The organism is Mixta intestinalis (assembly GCF_009914055.1).
GTDB lineage: Bacteria > Pseudomonadota > Gammaproteobacteria > Enterobacterales > Enterobacteriaceae > Mixta > Mixta intestinalis.
The window spans coordinates 3,133,949-3,151,783 of record NZ_CP028271.1 but is presented as its reverse complement, the minus strand read 5'-3'; the positions used below and the strand labels follow the sequence as shown (position 1 = coordinate 3,151,783).

14 protein-coding genes are annotated in these 17,835 nt (G+C 54.4%); 4 read left to right on the top strand and 10 right to left on the bottom strand.

Annotated features, from left to right (window positions below; translation table 11 throughout):
• Positions 1-47 precede the first annotated feature (47 nt).
• The 3 genes from C7M51_RS14605 to epmB form a co-directional block, all read right to left on the bottom strand.
• Positions 48-3,509, bottom strand: a complete 3,462-nt coding sequence (locus C7M51_RS14605) for a response regulator (protein WP_160622454.1) — start codon at positions 3,507-3,509, stop codon at positions 48-50.
• A complete protein-coding gene (locus C7M51_RS14600) occupies positions 3,509-4,135 on the bottom strand; it encodes a response regulator transcription factor (protein WP_160622453.1) in 627 nt (208 codons plus the stop codon). Before C7M51_RS14600 ends, C7M51_RS14605 begins: the two co-directional genes overlap by 1 nt.
• A 751-nt stretch (positions 4,136-4,886) precedes the next feature.
• Positions 4,887-5,915: an EF-P beta-lysylation protein EpmB gene (gene epmB, locus C7M51_RS14595; protein WP_160622452.1), complete on the bottom strand. Its 1,029-nt coding sequence runs from the start codon at positions 5,913-5,915 to the stop codon at positions 4,887-4,889.
• Between the two features lie 41 nt (positions 5,916-5,956).
• On the opposite strand from epmB, the gene efp reads away from it, so the two are divergent.
• Both efp and C7M51_RS14585 read left to right on the top strand, forming a co-directional pair.
• Positions 5,957-6,523, top strand: coding sequence for an elongation factor P (gene efp / locus C7M51_RS14590; RefSeq protein ID WP_160622451.1), 567 nt, complete (start codon positions 5,957-5,959; stop codon positions 6,521-6,523).
• Positions 6,524-6,685: 162 nt separating this feature from the next.
• Positions 6,686-6,820: an entericidin A/B family lipoprotein gene (locus C7M51_RS14585; RefSeq protein WP_038623848.1), complete on the top strand. Its 135-nt coding sequence runs from the start codon at positions 6,686-6,688 to the stop codon at positions 6,818-6,820.
• Positions 6,821-6,876: 56 nt separating this feature from the next.
• On the opposite strand, the gene C7M51_RS14580 is transcribed toward C7M51_RS14585, so the two are convergent.
• Positions 6,877-7,428, bottom strand: coding sequence for a lipocalin family protein (locus tag C7M51_RS14580; RefSeq protein ID WP_160622450.1), 552 nt, complete (start codon positions 7,426-7,428; stop codon positions 6,877-6,879).
• A 199-nt stretch (positions 7,429-7,627) separates the two neighbouring features.
• Between C7M51_RS14580 and C7M51_RS14575 the strand changes: the two genes are divergently transcribed.
• Positions 7,628-9,079, top strand: coding sequence for a flagellin N-terminal helical domain-containing protein (locus C7M51_RS14575; protein WP_160622449.1), 1,452 nt, complete (start codon positions 7,628-7,630; stop codon positions 9,077-9,079).
• A gap of 1 nt (position 9,080) precedes the next feature.
• On the opposite strand, the gene frdD is transcribed toward C7M51_RS14575, so the two are convergent.
• Genes frdD through frdA form a run of 4 tightly spaced genes read right to left on the bottom strand, consistent with a single transcriptional unit; the run spans position 9,081 to position 12,368 of the window.
• Entirely contained in the window at positions 9,081-9,434 is a 354-nt protein-coding gene (frdD, locus tag C7M51_RS14570; protein ID WP_160622448.1) for a fumarate reductase subunit FrdD, read from the bottom strand.
• Between the two features lie 10 nt (positions 9,435-9,444).
• A complete protein-coding gene (gene frdC, locus C7M51_RS14565) occupies positions 9,445-9,840 on the bottom strand; it encodes a fumarate reductase subunit FrdC (protein WP_160622447.1) in 396 nt (131 codons plus the stop codon).
• A gap of 10 nt (positions 9,841-9,850) precedes the next feature.
• Complete coding sequence (locus C7M51_RS14560; protein ID WP_160622446.1) at positions 9,851-10,585, bottom strand: succinate dehydrogenase/fumarate reductase iron-sulfur subunit; 735 nt, start codon at positions 10,583-10,585, stop codon at positions 9,851-9,853.
• Entirely contained in the window at positions 10,578-12,368 is a 1,791-nt protein-coding gene (gene frdA / locus C7M51_RS14555) for a fumarate reductase (quinol) flavoprotein subunit (protein WP_160622445.1), read from the bottom strand. The genes C7M51_RS14560 and frdA overlap by 8 nt, the downstream gene beginning before the upstream one ends.
• A 209-nt stretch (positions 12,369-12,577) precedes the next feature.
• On the opposite strand from frdA, the gene epmA reads away from it, so the two are divergent.
• Positions 12,578-13,555, top strand: coding sequence for an elongation factor P--(R)-beta-lysine ligase (gene epmA, locus C7M51_RS14550; RefSeq protein WP_160622444.1), 978 nt, complete (start codon positions 12,578-12,580; stop codon positions 13,553-13,555).
• A 49-nt stretch (positions 13,556-13,604) separates the two neighbouring features.
• Here epmA and mscM read toward each other — a convergent pair whose 3' ends face one another.
• Entirely contained in the window at positions 13,605-16,922 is a 3,318-nt protein-coding gene (gene mscM, locus C7M51_RS14545; RefSeq protein WP_160622443.1) for a miniconductance mechanosensitive channel MscM, read from the bottom strand.
• Positions 16,923-16,930: 8 nt separating this feature from the next.
• Entirely contained in the window at positions 16,931-17,830 is a 900-nt protein-coding gene (gene asd / locus C7M51_RS14540; protein WP_160622442.1) for an archaetidylserine decarboxylase, read from the bottom strand.
• Between the last annotated feature and the right edge of the window lie 5 nt (positions 17,831-17,835).

Below are 17,835 nucleotides of genomic sequence, written 5' to 3'. Positions count from 1 at the left end.
CCTCAAGGTTAAAGGTTAGGCCCATCCATAGCAATACAGGCACGTCCTCAGCCTGCTGTAGGAAGGGATGACAGGTCTGTAGTCCCTGCATAAATAAGCTGAATATGCCGGGAAAGATGCACTATTTGCTGCTCGAATTGTTTCAGGCATTCCGGGTCAGGCTGCTTCTCCAGCTGCTGACAGGCCTCGATTAATTCGTCCGCGCCAAGCAGCAATAACCCGCCGCGTAATTTATGCAATACGGTTTTTAGATCGCGATTATGCTGTTGTCCTTCATGAATATCGTTTAACGCCTCATCAAACATTTCCAGCTGAAGCTGCAGGAAGTGACGGCGCTTATGCGGCGTATTCAGGCCCGGTGGGAATTTCCACGCAATATTGCAGCTGGGAACCTCATTGACCGGCAGGGCGTTGAGCGCTTTTTCCAGCGTCTGTAGCGTTAACGGCTTGAACAAACAATCATTCATTCCGGCATTCAGACAGGCTTCACGAACCGACTGCTGTTTGTTGGCCGTCGCGCCCCAGATAATCAAATCGGGATGTTCGCGCCGAATGGCATGGGTCAGGGCGAAGCCGTCCATCACCGGCATGTTACAGTCGGTAATGACGACGTCGGGCAGTTGGGCGGAGAGCAGAGAGAGCGCCTGCTGACCGTCAGCCGCGCCGATCGCCTCATGGCCTAAATAGTGCAGCTGCTGGATTAAAACGTGGCGGCTGGCGGCGTGATCGTCCACCACCAGAATCCGCCGTGCGGTAGCTGGCGTGGCCTGCGCGGTGGCGGCTACCGCAGGCATCGGCTGCGGCGTCATTCTCGGCAGGCGCAGGCGAATGGTGACTTCCGTACCCATTCCCGGCTGGCTGTCCAGCGTTAAGTCGCCGGCCATCATCGTAATCAGCGTTCGGCAGATATACAGGCCCAGGCCGCTACCCTGTTGGCTCTGCTGATTATCACCCTGCTCAAAGGGCTTAAAGAGGCGCGCCTGTGTTTCCGCGTCGATGCCCGGCCCGCTGTCCTGAATAGTCAGCACCAGGTTAAGTGCGGAAGCTTCCTCTTTTTCCAGCAGAGCCTGGAAGATCACTCGCCCCTGAGCGGTAAATTTGACCGCGTTGCCGAGAATATTAATCAGGATTTGCTTAAACCGCACCGGATCGACCAGCACATCACCGCTGATATCCGCATCGATTTCACAGGTAAACAGCAGCGATTTCTGCCGTGCCAGGCCATCCATCATAGTTACTACGGATTCAATCAGCGGGCGAATCGAGGCGCGTTCAGGGCGCAGTACCAGCCTCTCTGTCTCGATACGTGCAACGTCAATAATGTCGCCTACCAGCATTAACAGCGATTCTGCGGTGTCGTAGGCGATATGTAACGAGTCGCGATCGCCGGGGTTAAGCTGTTTACGTCGTAGCAGCAGTTCCAGAATGCCGATAATGGCGCTGAGCGGCGTACGCAATTCATGGCTAATGGAGGCGAGGAAGGTGGTTTTTACCCGGCTGGCTTTTTCCGCCGCATATTTTGCCTGTTGCAATTGCTTCAATGTTTGCAGGCTTTCGCGCGTATCCTGCCAGCCGCCAACGTAGCCGTAACCCAACGCATTGGTTTGCAGCAGCGTCTGCCAGAAAGCGATGCCTTCCTTAACGTTATTGCCATCATAAAGCCCGGACTCGGCCATTAATGTTTGCACGTTTTGCCCGCGATGCTCATTGATATCGATGTTCAGGGCATCGGCAAAGGAGCGATTTGCGTTAGTTAGCCGCCCGTTGAGATCGGTAATAAACAGGGGGATGGGAATCGCATCCAGCAGGTGCTGTTGAGCAGGCTGACGCCGTTGGCGGTGGCGCAGCAGCAGAATAAGCAGCGTCAGAATCATACCGGCAGCAACAATTGCTAACCCGATGAGTGCCTGAGAGGGAGGAGATTTAATCTCGTTCTGCCTGTCGTGAGGCATGTTGGCGTTGCTGTGCCATTTGCGCACCGTTAGCTGTAAATCTTCCGGGGCAATATTCAGCAAGGCTTTATCCAGAATGGTCGCCAACGGATAGTTGTTGGCGGAGACCGCCATAGTGAAGCGTGCTGGTTCGATCTCCAGACTTTTAATAATGCGCAGCTTGTCGGCATACAGCCGGGAAATATAAAAGTTCGCGTTGATTAACGGCAGAATCATCACGTCTGCCTTGCCTTTCACCACCGCTTCCAGCCCCTCGGTCAGGGTATCGGCATGAACCAGACGCATTTTCTGCAATTCAGGTTCGGCGCTGAGATTGACGGCGTTGCCCTTCAGCAGCATCGCCCGATGCGTGCTGGGCAGCGAAAGCGAAGGGTTGCGTCCAACCATTACCCAGGAATTAAACAGCCAGGTTCGGGTGGTTAACAGGTTAGCATGGCTGGCGCTGTCGAGATTAAGACTGGCTACCATATCGCTGTGACCAGATTTTACAGCGGTAATAATTTCATCAAGGTTATCTTTAGGCTGAATAACGAATTTCAGCCCGGTGCGCAGACCAATAGCTTTCAAAATATCGGTAGTAACACCGTGCAGCTTTTTCTTGCTGTCATAAATGCTTAGCGGCGCGCTGTCACGCAGCACTGAAACGCGAATTTCCGGGTTATCCTCAATCCATTTCTGTTCAAGTGAAGTGAAATAGAGATGACGATCGCTGAGGATCGGCATAAAACCGCCGTTCCAGCGCCGCATAATATCTTCATTAATATTTGCCGGAATAGCGGCCAGCACCTGATTAATGATCGCAATAAGCTGTTCATTATCGGAACGCGCAGCAAAAGAGAATCCTTTTGATTGGTTATTGCGCAGGCGGCGAATATTTAAATCGCTCAGATTAGATTCGTTAATTAAATATTGTGTGGCGGTAGCATCGCCAATAAAAATATCAATCTGATTAAAGGCTAATGCTTCCAGCGCATGACGGGCCGAAATAAAGGGAATCAGCTGCGCCTGTGGCCAGCGCTGCATAAAGACTTCTGGGTTAGGGTAGGCGGCATCAATAGCCAGCCGGACACCCTCTTCAGGCAGCGGCCAGGCGTTAAAATTCACCACTTCTGCCGGTGCATTATTGGTGTAGGGCTTACTCAGCAGAAACCCTGCTTCGTATGCCTCATCGCTGGCCCAGGCGATAAGATCCGCCTCACCGCTTTTCAGCGCCTCAAAGGCCGCTTTCTTATCAGCGTACTGCTGAATTTCCAGTTTAATATTAAGATTAGAGGCCAGCAGGCCAAGGTAATCGGCGGTAATGCCGACATAGTCATAACGCCCGGCGTTCATAAAATAGGGCGGAACGTTTGGCGACCAGCTGGCGATCGTCAGATGATTATGTTTGCGTAGCCAGCGCCATTGTTCACTGCTTAATGTCAGATCCGACAGCATCGCCTGACTGTGCGCCAGCAGCTGTAGCGAATTAACGGCCTGGTTCGGCTGCGGAGCAGCCGGACCGGTAGACGAAAAAGTAATTAACCCTATTAATATGACTATGCGTAGAATTAGCGCCATTATTTTATATTTTTAAATTGTTGAAGTAACTCCGCCAGAGATTCCGTTCCGCTTTTTTCCAGCAGCCGTGCTTTATAAGTGCTAATGGTTTTATTACTTAACTGGAGCAGTTCGCCAATTTCTTTATTTGATTTTCCTTCCGCCAGATAACGTAAAACAGTAAGTTCGCGGTCGGACATGCGCTCCAGGAGCCGCGAGCTTTCTGCATCGGCGGAGGCCGAAGGCGCATTTTCCGCGATAAAGCTTCCGGCAGGAAAACAGCTATAGCCATCCAGCAGTAGCCGTACCACCGCACTGATTGCAGTAAGCAGGTGTTGCTTGCTAAGAAAACCGTCTGCGCCTGCCTTCAGGCTGCGCGGTGCGTAAACCTCTGCCGGTAGCCCGGTAAGGATCAGTACCCGAATAGCAGGGCGATAATGTTTGATACGTGCCAGTAAATCAAGCCCATCCAGCTTTAAAAGAGAAATATCAAGAATAATTAAGTCAGGCTTAAGTTCACGAATAAGGAACATCACCTTCCCGCCATCGGTTGTCGTGGTTACGGTAAGGTCCTCTTCCGCTTCCAGTGAAGCCTTAAGCGCAAAACAAATAGCCGGGTGATCGTCAACGATAAGAATAGAAGGCATAAACGTCCATGATTATTATAACAAAGTGTCCTCATATCATCTGCCGCTTAATAGTAACTTGATTTTTAGAAGAAAGAACTTATAAAAGCAATTAATTTTTCTTTCCTTTATGGTTACGGTACCCATTGGTAAAGAGGGAAGATTCTGAAAAAAGCGGCTATCAATCACAAAAATATATTGAAAATAGTTTAATTCATCTGAGTAAATAATTGGCGTGAACACGTTTTTTGCAATTTCTATAGGATTATTACGGTTTAACAGGTGAAGCATGGGCATTCGAAATAATTATTATTCGCTCTGAGGCATTCGCCTGCTAATGGTAAAAAATAACGGGACCGTTTATTTGGGTTTTTATAAATAATTCCCGATTGTCTTTTTGGAAGAAACTGATTCATCGAATAAAGCTTCTTTCTGTTGTCTGACAGAAGAATAGCCAGCTAATTTTGTGCGCTTCATCAAATGGTTTTTATTAAAGTCGAGGTGTGGTTGCGTAACCGGACCACAAAAGAGAGTAGAAGCAGAACGAAAACAAGGCTGATATTAACCGCGTTAACAGTCCATTTTTGGGGTCAGATATAATATAAAAATACCAGGTTATTATGTTATGCGTTGCCGGGTCAATACAGAACAGATAAAGCAGATTATGGTGGAAAAGATAACGGAAGACGTGATTTCTTAGCCAGCGGCGGGAAAAGCGTAATACCTGCCGTCTCGGTTTGCCCGGCAAGCGTTCGCCTTGCCGGGCAGGAGGTCAGGATTGTCTTAGCTGTAAATCAAGCGGCGTTTTGCTCGGTTCGCCGCCGATTTCACGTGCCAGCTTTGGTACCAGGTAGCCTGAAACCAGCGTCAGCAGCTGACGCATGATTGCCCGCGCTTCATCGTCAGAGACATAAAAATGTGCTGCGCCCTGCACCTTATCCAGCACGTGCAGATAGTAAGGCAGGATACCGGCATCAAACAGCGCGTTGCTGAGTGCCGCCAGCGTAGGCGCATCGTTATTAACATCGCGCAACAGCACACTCTGGTTCAGCAAGGTAACGCCAGCGCGCTTCAGCATGGCGATGCCGTGCCGCAGCGCGTCGTCAATTTCCTGAGCATGGTTAATATGGGTCACCAGCAATACCTGTAGGCGTGAATGCGCCAGGCGCTGGCACAGTTCTTCCGTAATGCGCGCCGGAATCACTACCGGCAGGCGGCTGTGAATACGCAGACGTTTCAGATGCGGGATCGTCTCCAGTTCGCCGATCAGCCAGTCCAGCTCATGATCTTTCGCCATCAGCGGATCGCCGCCGGAAAAAATGATCTCATCCAGCTCATCGTGATCGCGAATATAGTCCAGCGCCCGCTGCCAGTTACGCTTATTGCCCTGATTATCCTGATAGGGGAAATGACGGCGGAAGCAGTAGCGGCAGTTAACCGCGCAGCCGCCTTTTACCAGCAGCAGCGCCCGGTTTTTATACTTGTGCAGCAGCCCCGGCACCACGCTGCTCTGCTCATCCAGCGGATCGGTGCTGTAACCTGGCGCGTCGATAAACTCCTGACGATCGGTAATCACCTGGCGCAGCAGCGGATCGTACGGATCGCCTTTTCTCATACGCTGGGCGAACGCACGCGGTACGCGCAGGGCGAAAAGCTTACGCGCGCCGCTACCTTCCACCAGTTCCGGGTGCTGATCCAGCGTTAAAAAATGCAATAATTCATGGGGTTCAGTGATGACGTCTGCAAGTTGTTGCAACCAATCTTCTCTGGATGGGGTATTTAGGGTTACAATGTGTGCCATTTTTTTGGCTAAGTACCAGTGTTTAATTGTAGAGGGCCTTTATGGCGACTTATTCTAGCAACGATTTTCGCAACGGTCTCAAAATCATGTTCGAAGGCGAGCCTTACGCTATCGAATCCAGTGAATTTGTAAAACCGGGCAAGGGCCAGGCGTTCGCACGTGTCAAAATGCGCCGTCTGCTGACCGGCAAACTGATTGAAAAAACCTTCAAATCTACCGACTCCGCTGAAGGCGCAGACGTTGTAGATATGACGCTGACTTACCTTTATAACGACGGTGAGTTCTGGCACTTCATGAACAATGAAACTTTCGAACAGCTGGCCGCTGATGAGAAAGCGGTTGGCGACAGCGCCAAATGGCTGCTGGATCAGGCTGAATGTATCGTTACCCTGTGGAACAACACTCCGATTGCGGTAACCCCGCCGAACTTCGTTGAGCTGGAAATCGTTGATACCGATCCAGGTCTGAAAGGTGATACGGCTGGTACCGGCGGTAAACCGGCTACGCTGTCCACCGGTGCGGTAGTTAAGGTTCCATTGTTCGTGCAGATTGGCGAAGTGATCAAGGTTGATACCCGCTCTGGCGAATACGTTTCTCGCGTAAAATAAGCGCTGATCGAGCGCATCCGTTGGGTGCGCTCTCTGGCGCGTGGATAACGACATCCCCCTTTCTGAAATAAACCATTTCCTGCTGTGGCGACGAGCAAGCTGTTAATTTAGGGCTATGCTTTAGTTGCTGTACTTTCAACTGCAACCAAAAAGGAAATGGCTATGTCAAAGAAAAGTATTGTTGCTATTTTTTCAGCTCTGATTCTTTCTACTCTGCTCTCTGCCTGCAACACCACGCGTGGCGTGGGTGAAGATGTTGAAGCTGGTGGTCAGGCAATTCAGCGCGGCGCGCAATAAGTTAAGCGGTACGGAACACGCCTTCTCGTTCCGTACCGGCCTTCGTTACCTCTGTATTAATTTCCTGCCTGCTGCTCCGTAGCGCCATCCTGTTTTACCCAGATCAGCTTATCTACCGGGAAGCCTGCCTGACGCGCCTGCTCGGTTAGCTGCTGCTTAACCGCCGGGTCAAGCTGTGGCGTGCGTGACAGAATCCACAGATAATCGTAGTTCGGCCCACAAACCAGCGCGTAGCGGTAGTCTTTATCAAGTGCGATGACGTTATAGCCGCCATAAAAAGGACCGAAGAAAGAGACTTTCAGCGCCGCACGCTGCGGCGAGCCGGTAAAGTAAGCTTTGCCGATGCTCTCTTTCCAGCGCTGTTTCTGCGTATCGTAACCACGGTTAATCACCTTCAGGCCGCCATCGTTCCGCTTGCTGTAGGTGGCGGTAACATGATCGAGCCCGCGCTCGAAGCGGTGATTAAGGCGGGCAATTTCATACCACTGACCAAGATAACGATTGGCCTCAAAATGTTCGACAACCGTCACATTTTTAGGTGGAGTGGTACTACAGGCGACTGAGAGCAGGGCACCGATACTGGCAATAAAGGTTTTCCATAGTGACATAGCGCTTTCCTGATAAGTTCTAATAGCTTAAGTATAGGTGGCCGAAATGGACTCTGCGCACCGGGCAGTTAAAAAGCGGAAAAAAATGTGCTAAGCCTTGTCGGGCCAGGCCTTAGAAGAATGTAAACGTGCTAAAGAGAGCGTGTGCTACGCCGATAATCCAGCTACTCAGATAACTTTCAGTGAAGAATTTCTTATCATGGCGAGCATAAACAGTAATCTGTTATCAGCCAACGTGCTGAAAAATCAGGCAAAGGATGCTTCTTCTCTTAGCCAGACGCTTACGCGCCTTTCCTCCGGTTTACGGATTAACAGTGCGAAAGATGACGCCGCCGGGCAGGCGATATCAAACCGCATGACAGCCAATATCGGGGCCGACAGCGTTATTTCGCGTGGCCTTGACGATGGTATTAGCCTGTCAGAAACGGCTGACGGCGGCCTGGATACCATTTCCCAGCTGCTGATCCGGGCAAAATCGCTGGCGATACGTTCGGTAAACGATGCGTTATCGGACAGCGATCGGCAAAGTTTGCAGGATGAATTTCAACAAATCAGTGGCACTATCGATCAGATCGCCAGCAACACCGAGATCTTTGGTAAATACCCGCTGGCACCAGCAGTAGCCGATTTGCCGTTAAAGCTGGGCAATGTTCCGCCAGCAACCAGCAAATTTCCTACGCCCGGTACTAACTATAGTTTTGGTTCAGGCATCGTGTCGCTGGCCTATATTCCTGCGGGCGCGACGAATGTAACAATGAATATCGACTCTTTCGGTTTCGATGACGATATCCAGATTTTTACGCGTGACGGCAAGCATTTGGTTGGTACGCCGTTAAACGGCAGCGATCCCGATTACACCTGGGTTAGTAAGGGCATTACCAGTACGGGGCAGGCCAACAGCAGCATTATCACTGAATCGAACGGTTTTCTGCCTGGGGCCAGCTATGATGATGCGATGTTGACGCAAGGGGGCAGTGCCTGGAATCTGAACGGCAGCGCCACGCAAAACTATAACGGTATGTCGATCGCCTACAGCGGAGATGGCGATCGTTATGAAGACGCCACCAGCGGCGATTTTAACAACGGCCAGGTTGCCAGCACCCACACGCAGGAACGCGTGTACATCAACAACGTTACCGAAGATCTGGTGGTGATGGTGGTGGGAAACGGTTCTTTCTCGGCGCGGATGACCTGGGACAATATGCCAACGCCTACCTATTCTCCGCCCAAGCCGGAAAAGGTGAGCAGCGCAACGCAGATTGTTACCAGCGCTAATTTCGGCGATGCGCTACAGACTAAAACCATTGCGCCGACGCCTTCCGACAGCGCTTCGCTGGGGCTGACGACAACGCGTCTCAATCCTCAAGACGAAGCGGAAAAAGCGCTGGGTGCGCTGGATAAGGCGCTGCAAACCGTTAGCGGCTATCGCGGTGACTATGGCGCAACCATCAACAGCCTGACGTCAGCTAAAGCCTCGCTGTCACAGCAGACGCTGGCTACTACGGCGGCGCGTAGCCGGATTATGGATGCGGATTATGCGCAGGAAGCGTCGGAAATGACAAAGGCGCAGATTATTCAGCAGGCCAGCAATGCGGTGCTGGTACAGGCGAACCAGCAGCCGCAGATGATGCTTTCTTTGCTGAAAGGCTGATTTAAAGCGTTAACACGCCGACTGCGGCAATCACCGTCAGGATGGCGGCTGCGCCGTAAAACAGCCATTTGCTGGCGGGAAGCGTAATCATTAAATCGTGCGCGCCATGATGCAGACGATGCAGCGCGCACCACAGTGGCATCACGATCGTCAGGAAAATCAGGCCGCGACCTGTAAACGTGGTGGCAAATTCCATAATACGATCATAGCTTAATGTGCCTTCAGGCCACCATCCCAGCGGCAGCAGCAGGCCAACCAGCAGCACAGCTACCGGCGAGACGATCGCTGCCCACATACCGCCCGCACCAAACAGCCCCCAAAAAATCGGCTCATCCGATCGTTGTGGTTGTTGCATCTTTTCCTCCTTACGCGTTTAACGCCAGCCAGAGCACGGTGATGGTCACCAGCAGCGTCACGATCCACAGCGCCACGATAATCGGCTGCGGCTTCAGCTTTTCACCTTTGACCATCACGATGGCTGCCTTGGGTGCCAGCTCAAACCAGGTTTTGCTGTGCAGCAGCGCCGCCGCCAGCGCAATCAGATTGAGTACCAGCACCAGCGGGTTTTGCAGAAAGGTGACAAAGGATGCCCACTGTTCGGCGCCATGTTTTAACGCATAGAGCGCGAAAATCAGTTCCAGGCTAAACCACAGTGCCGGAATCGCCGTGCCTTCACGCAGCATATAGAAGCGATAAAAGGGTAGCTGTCGCCACCAGCTGGCGGTGACCGGCGCTGTCCAGGGTTTGCGTTTACTTATCATCAAAAGCTCCTTAGTGCGGCTTCAGCCGGGCGATAAGGTAATCCTGCGCGCTGGCGACTTTACCCTGCTGGATTGCCGCCGCCGGATCGACATGCTTAGGGCAGACTTCAGAGCAATAGCCAACAAAGGTACAGGACCAGACGCCGTTTTCACCGTTCAGCAGCGCCATCCGCTCCGATTTGCCGCGATCGCGACTGTCGAGGTTATAACGCTGTGCCAGCGCGATCGCCGCAGGGCCGATGAACTCAGGATTCAGGGCAAACTGTGGGCAGGCGGCATAGCACAGGCCGCAGTTGATACAGCTGGAGAACTGGTGATAACGCGCCAACTGCGTAGGCGTCTGCGGGTTTGCGCCCTGCGCCGGAATACGCGGATTGCCGATGATATAAGGCTTAATCGCCTCCAGGCCTTCAATAAAACGGCTCATATCTACCACCAGATCGCGCTCTACCGGAAAGTTAGCCAGCGGCGCGACCCGCAGACCGTTGGGATAGTCACGCAGAAAGGTTTTGCAGGCGAGCTTAGGCACGCCGTTAACCATCATGCCGCAGGAACCGCAAATTGCCATACGGCAGGACCAGCGCCAGGCGAGATCGAAGGCGAGGTTATCCTTGATATAGCCCAGCGCATCCAGCAGCGAGGTCTGTTCATCCCAGGGCACGGGATAGCGCTCATCATGCGGCGCGTCGTCCTGCTCCGGGTTGTAGCGCTGAAGCGTCAGGGTTAAGGTTGGCTGCTTATCCATGTTTCGCCTCCTGAGCATGCGCGGCGTCCGCCTCCGCACCATAAAGTCGTTTTGCGGGTGGCAGTTGGGTAATCTTCACCGGCGAAGTTTCAATACGCGGCGCACCGTCGGTGTTGTAGAAGGTCAGGGTATGATGCAGATAGTTTTCATCATCGCGCTGCTGGCAGCCTTCGTCCAGCCGCTGATGGGCACCGCGTGACTCTTTACGGTGGAGAGCGGAATGCGCCATACATTCGGCGACATCCAGACTGTGTTCCAGCTCCAGGCTATAAAGTAATTCGGTATTGAATACGCTGCTGCTGTCGCTGATATGTAACTGCCGGAAGCGGTGTTTCAGCTCCGCCAGCTTATCGATCGTCTGCTGCATCAGCTCGGTAGTGCGGTAGATACCACAGCCTTCTTCCATACTGCGTCCCATTTCGTCCCGCAGCGTTGACCAGCGCTCTTTACCTGACTGATTGATCCGCGCGATCAGGCGTTGCTCAACGTCCTGCGCCTGGGCTTCCAGCGCGCTGTCATTATCGCCCTGGAATTCCAGCGCCCGTTCTGCCGCCTGTTCGCCAGCCAGCCGCCCGAATACTACCAGCTCCGCCAGCGAGTTTGAGCCCAGCCGGTTAGCACCGTGCAGGCCGATAGAGGCGCACTCCCCGGCAGCGAACAGGCCCTTGATCCGCGTTTCGCCACGCGCGTCGGTTTCAATGCCGCCCATAGTGTAATGTGCCGTAGGCCGTACCGGAATCGGTGTGGTGACCGGATCGACGCCAACATAGGCTTTGCTTAGCTCGCAGATAAACGGCAGGCGTTCGTGCAGCTTTTTCGCGCCGAGGTGGCGCAGATCGAGATGTACAACTTCGCCGCGTGGCGTTGAGATAGTGCGTCCGGCACGCAGCTCATGCCAAAAGGCCTGCGATACTTTGTCACGCGGGCCCAGCTCCATATATTTATTTTTCGGCTCGCCCGGCGGGGTTTCCGGGCCCATGCCGTAATCCTGTAGATAGCGATAGCCATCTTTATTGACCAGAATGCCGCCTTCGCCGCGGCAGCCTTCCGTCATCAGGATGCCGGAACCAGGCAGGCCGGTAGGGTGATACTGTACGAACTCCATATCGCGCAGCGGCACGCCGTGGCGTAGCGCCATACCCATACCATCGCCGGTCACGATACTGCCGTTGGTGTTATAGCGATAGACGCGTCCGGCACCGCCGGTTGCCAGCACTACCGCTCCGGCGCGCAGCGTGACCAGGGTTCCTTCCATCATATTCAGCGCAACCAGCCCGCCAACCCGACCGTCATCTACCAGCAGATCCAACACGAAATGTTCGTCGAAACGACGGATTTGCGGGTATTTCAGCGAGGTCTGAAACAGCGTATGCAGCATATGAAAGCCGGTTTTATCGGCGGCGAACCAGGTACGTTCTATCTTCATGCCGCCAAAGCGACGCACATTGATACTACCGTCTGCCTTACGGCTCCACGGGCAGCCCCACTGTTCCAGCTGGATCATTTCCTGTGGACAGTGGCGTACAAAGTAATCCACCACATCCTGCTCGCACAGCCAGTCTCCGCCTGACACGGTATCCTGAAAATGAGCGTCGAAACTGTCATGGCGTTGGGTTACGGCGGCGGCACCGCCTTCGGCAGCCACGCTGTGGCTGCGCATCGGATAGACTTTTGATACAAGGGCGATGGATAACTGAGGATGCGCTTCAGCAGCAGCAATCGCCGCCCGCAAACCGGCTCCGCCAGCGCCGACAATGATAAGATCGGCTTTTATGCTTTGCACTGTTACCTCCCTGCGAATGTCGGGTAATACTTTAGAGTTAGCGAGTATATGTCAGCTTGTCGTGGGTAAATTTGATGTGCTCAGGTATTCGCGCTGGAAAAAGCTTCAGAGGAAGTAATAAAAATGTGCTGGTTTTCTCGGCGGAGATTTGTCTGGCAACGGCGATACGAGTAGACTGCATCCCCTTGTTTGACTGAGGAGTAAACCCTATGAGCGAAACGGCAAGCTGGCAGCCGAGCGCGCCCATCTCTAACCTGCTGAAACGCGGACAAATCCTGGCGGAAATTCGACGTTTTTTCGCTGACCGCGGTGTACTGGAGGTGGAAACCCCGGCAATGAGTCAGGCAACGGTAACCGATATCCACTTGGTTACTTTCCAGACGCGTTTTGTCGGTCCCGGCGCTTCGCAGGGTATAGACCTCTGGTTAATGACCAGCCCGGAATATCATATGAAACGTCTGCTGGCGGCGGGCAGCGGGCCGATCTATCAAATGGGACGCAGCTTCCGCAATGAAGAAGCGGGACGTCACCATAACCCTGAATTTACCATGCTGGAGTGGTATCGTCCGCACTATGATATGTATCGTCTGATGAATGAGGTGGACGATCTGTTGCAGCAGGTGCTGGAGTGCCAGCCAGCGGAGTCGCTCTCTTATCAGCAGGCGTTCATTCGTCACCTGAATATTGACCCGCTCTCTGCAGATAAAGCGCAGCTGCGCGAAGCGGCTGAAAAGCTTGGCGAAGGTGAGCTGGCGAACGCCGAAGAGGATCGCGATACGCTGCTGCAACTGCTGTTTATGCTGGGCGTGGAGCCGAAGATCGGTCAGGATAAACCGGCTTTTATCTATCACTTCCCGGCAACGCAGGCGGCGCTGGCGGAGATCAGTACCGAAGACCATCGCGTGGCGGAGCGTTTTGAGGTTTACTTTAAAGGTATTGAACTGGCGAACGGTTTCCGTGAGCTGACCGATGCACGCGAACAGCGCCAGCGTTTTGAGCAGGATAATCGTCGGCGCGCGGCGCGTGGCCTGCCGCAGCAGCCTATCGATAATAATCTGCTTGCCGCGCTGGAGCATGGTATGCCAGCCTGTTCAGGCGTGGCATTGGGTGTCGATCGGTTGATTATGCTGGCGCTGAAAGCGGAATCGCTCAGCGAAGTAATCGCGTTCCCGGTGGATCGCTGTTAAGCCCACGGGGAAGGGCAAACGCCGCTTCCCCATCAGCCCCGCCAAACCGTTACAATCCGCCTGATTTAAAAGTACGTGCTGCTGGCGCGCCGTTGCTGGCGGCGGTACGTTTTGCCGCCGTCTCCATTCGCACCTGGAAGGGGGGGAACGGCATCTCAATATTATGCTCGCGGAACCCTTGCAAAATCAGCTGATGCAGCTCATGGCGCAGCGGCATGCGGTGCCCCATCTCGGCGGCGTGAATACGTAGCTCAAACAGCTGAATCCCCTGCTGCAAGTCCACCAGAAACACCTCCGGCTGCGGCGTATCAAGCACGTAGCTGCAACGCTCGCTGGCACGGCGCAGGATAGCAGTCACTTCTTCGCTATTGGCGCTTGCCGGTGCGGGTATGGTCAGTACCACGCGCGTTACCGAATCGGATAGCGACCAGTTAACAAACTGCTCGGTAATAAATGCCTTGTTCGGCACGATAATCTCTTTGCGGTCCCAGTCGCTGATGGTAGTGGCACGCGTATTGATACGGGTAATACTGCCAGTCAGATCGCGAATGGTCACCGTATCGCCGATGCGGATCGGTTTTTCAAACAGAATGATCAGGCCGGAGATAAAGTTGGCGAAGATCTCCTGTAAACCGAACCCTAACCCTACGCCGAGCGCCGCTACCAGCCACTGAAGTTTTGACCATTCGATACCGATCATGGAAAAACCCAGCAGGCCGCCGATCAGCAGCAGCAGGTACTTGGTTAAGGTAGTAATGGCGTAGCCGGTGCCGGGCGTCAGATTAAGATGTTGCAACAGCGCCAGCTCCAGCAGGGCGGGCATATTGCGTACCAGCTGTGTAGTAATGATAAAAATCAGAATGGCGATCAGCACCGATCCCAGGGTGATCGGATGCAGACTCTCAACGCCCTGTACCGTGCTGCTGGCATCCCACAGGCGAATATTCTCCAGGAAGGCGAAGGCGGAGTGGATCTCTGACCACAGCACAATCATCGACAGCAGCGCGATCAGCGTCAGGATCGAGCGCACCAGCCGCAGCGACTGAGAGCTGATGGCATCCAGATCGATAACCGGCTCTTCCATCTCCACGCCATCTGCGGTTGTCTCTTCTTCGCCACGTGCGCGGTGCGCCAGCATATCGGCACGACGCTGTCGGGCGCGATCGAAAGCGATGCGGCGCCGCTGAATCAGCATCCAGCGGCGGATAATATGGTAAATCACCAGCAGCAGGAACCAGATGCCGACTGAGGTTTCCAGGCGCGCCAGCAGCGCCTGCGCCGTTGCCAGGTAGCCGGTGCAGGAGGCCAGCGCCGCCGTCAGCGGAATGCAAATCAGCAGATTCCACAGGATGCGGTTAATGATGTTGTCGCCGCTGCCCTCATTATCCAGCCACAGCGGAATACCTGCGCGCTTCAGGCTGACGGTTACCAGACTGAGCGCGCCGCAGATCAGGATAAAACAGAGACGTCCCAGCGTAGCGGAAAACTGCCGATCCTCCAGATTAGCGAAGGTAATCAGCAACATAATCAGCGGCACGATAAAGCCGATAGAGAGCGAGTAGTAGCGCATGGCGCGCGCCACCCGGCGCTGTGGCCAGCGGAAATGCACGACAAACAGCCCGTTCGGACGGGCGAAAGCGGCGCTGATCATAAAGGCCCACAGCAGCGGCAGCGTGGCGGTGACGCCGTCGCCGATCGCCACCGCCACCGGATAAGGCCAGGCATGCTGTAGACCAAAGCCAAACGCGGCCCACAGGACCGGCAGGGGCAGGGCGACCAGAATCGACCAGAAGACGGTGCGCAGCGTCAGGGCAAAATGATCCTGCGTGACTTTACCCACGCGTCCGGCGGCGCGTGCCAGAAAAGCGTTATAGTGGCGACGTGAGCTAATGCTGAAGCCAACTAGCAGCACCGCACCAAGAATCGGCAGCACCGTTTCACGGCTGGTAACCATCATCATTAACGCCCCACCCAGCTGGCCCAGCGTATCCAGCGACAGCAGCTGCGTCAGATCGCGCGCTACTTCCAGCGGATAGCTGAGGCTTAACGGATTAACGTCTGCCGTCCAGAACAGATAGCGATGCGTGGCTTCTTTGATTTCATCCAGCGCATCTTCCAGCTGGCTGTTAGCAACTTTCAGCTTGGTCACTTCCAGAATCAGCGTGTCGCAGCCGGAAATCAGCGAGCCGAGCAGCTCGCGCTGCGTTTTTATCTGTGCTTCAAGAATGCGGCGCTGCTCGCTGGTCAGCGGCTCGCCGTTTTCCTGATGAAGCTGGCGTAGCTGCTGCTGTTGACCGAGCAGATCTTCATACCTCAGACGCTGTACGCGTAGCTGGCCCATTTCGCTGTCCAGCTGCTGCGACTTCGGCATTTCCGGCAGACGCGCTACCTGCGCGCGCAGCGCTTCGCCCAACAGATTAGACGCGCCGAGCCACTGCGACTGTTCGCGAATGGTGCTGAGCGCCTGGCGTACCTGAATGGTTTGGTTGGTTGCCTGACGCTGCTGCGAGGCAATAAGATCGAGCCGTTGCGCCTGCTGATTGAGCGCCGAGGAGAGTTCACGGTTAACGTGGAACTGTTCGCTAATCGAGGCGGGCAGATCGCCGCTGTTTTCTGCCAGCTGCTCGGTACGCTCCAGCGCCAGTTCTGCTTCGCGCTGGCGCAGGCCGTTTAGCTGGTTACGCAGCGCCTGCAAATAATCATCCAGCTGCTCTGACTTTTTCTGATGCACGGTGGCACGCATTCGCGCCAGTTCCTGGCGATTGTTGGCGGAAAGCTGCGCCAGCTCCAGCTCATCAACCCGCGCCTTCAGCGAGGCGGCTTCTGCCTGGCGGGCGTAAATCTGCGCCTGAGCTATTGCGCCGGAAGCAACCGTCTGCCCCTGTAGACCGCGCTCGCTTTCGCTAAGCGCTCGGCGCGCTTCGGTTTGCTGCTGCGGCAGCTGGCTCAGCGAATCACTGATTTCTCTGGCGCGATCCTGCTCCTGTTGCGCCTGCCGTCCTTCTTCCAGCAGTTGGCTGCTGACCTGCAAAATCTCCTGATCCAGCTCGGCGCTGGTCAGGCCGTTGCGCAGCGTATGGACGTTATCGTTCAGGCTGGCAATCTGCTGACGCAGCTCACGCGCCAGCCGGGGAAAATCATCAATCACCTGCTGATACTGTTTTGCGCGCTCCAGCGATTCGTTGCGGGCATCGAGAAAGCTTAATGCTGACTCCAGTGTCTGCACCAGTTCGGCCTGGGCCGGTGAAGATTTGGCGGATTTAGCCTGCTCCAGTTCCTGACGCACCTGCGCCGCATCAGGTACGCTGGCGGCGAAGGTGGGCAGAGAGAAGAGAAAAAGAAGAATTAAACAGAGGATGGCACGCACGGTTGCACTTAATCGTGATGAAGAACGGTTTCCGCATCGGTACGTTGCAGCGCCATCGCCATTGGCTGACCGAGGCGCGTTTTGCTCTCGGCTTCCAGGCTTTCCGCCAGCTTAATACGTCCCGGTGCGAACAGGTTAATCACTGTTGAGCCCAGCTTAAAGCGGCCCATTTCCTGGCCCTTCAGCAGTACTACCGCGCCTTCATCATCGGCTCCCGGCCAGCTCCAGCGTTTGATTACGCCTTCACGCGGCGGCGTTACCGTGCCGCTCCAGGCGGTTTCGATGCTGCCGACAATGGTTGCGCCTACCAGAATCTGTACCATCGGGCCAAATTCAGTATCGAAATAGCAGATAACGCGCTCGTTACGCGCAAACAGGTTGGGAATGTTGCGTGCGGTTAGCGGATTAACTGAATAAAGATCGCCCGGCACGTAGATCATTTCGCGCAGGATACCGTTGCACGGCATATGCACGCGGTGATAGTCGCGCGGAGCCAGGTAAGTTGTGGCAAATTCGCCGTCGCGGAACTGGGCCGCCATCTCACGATCGCCCGCCAGCAGCGCCTCCAGCGAATAATAGTGGCCTTTCGCCTGGAAAATGGTATCGCCTTCAATATGACCCAGCTGACTGATAGCGCCATCCGCTGGCAGCACCAGCAGGTTAGGATCGGCATCGATCGGGCGCGCCTCGTCGCGTAGCGGACGCACAAAGAAATCATTAAAGGTGCGGTAGCTGGCGGTGTCCGGCTTCTTCGCCTCGGACATATCAACGCGGTAGAACCAGACAAAAATATCGATCACCGCTTTGGTGAGCCATCCGGCGCGCTTGCTGGCTGCCCAGCCCGCCAGCTCGGTGATCCACTTTTTAGGGAGCAGATGATTCAGGCCGAGTTTAATTGAATCCAACACGTTAG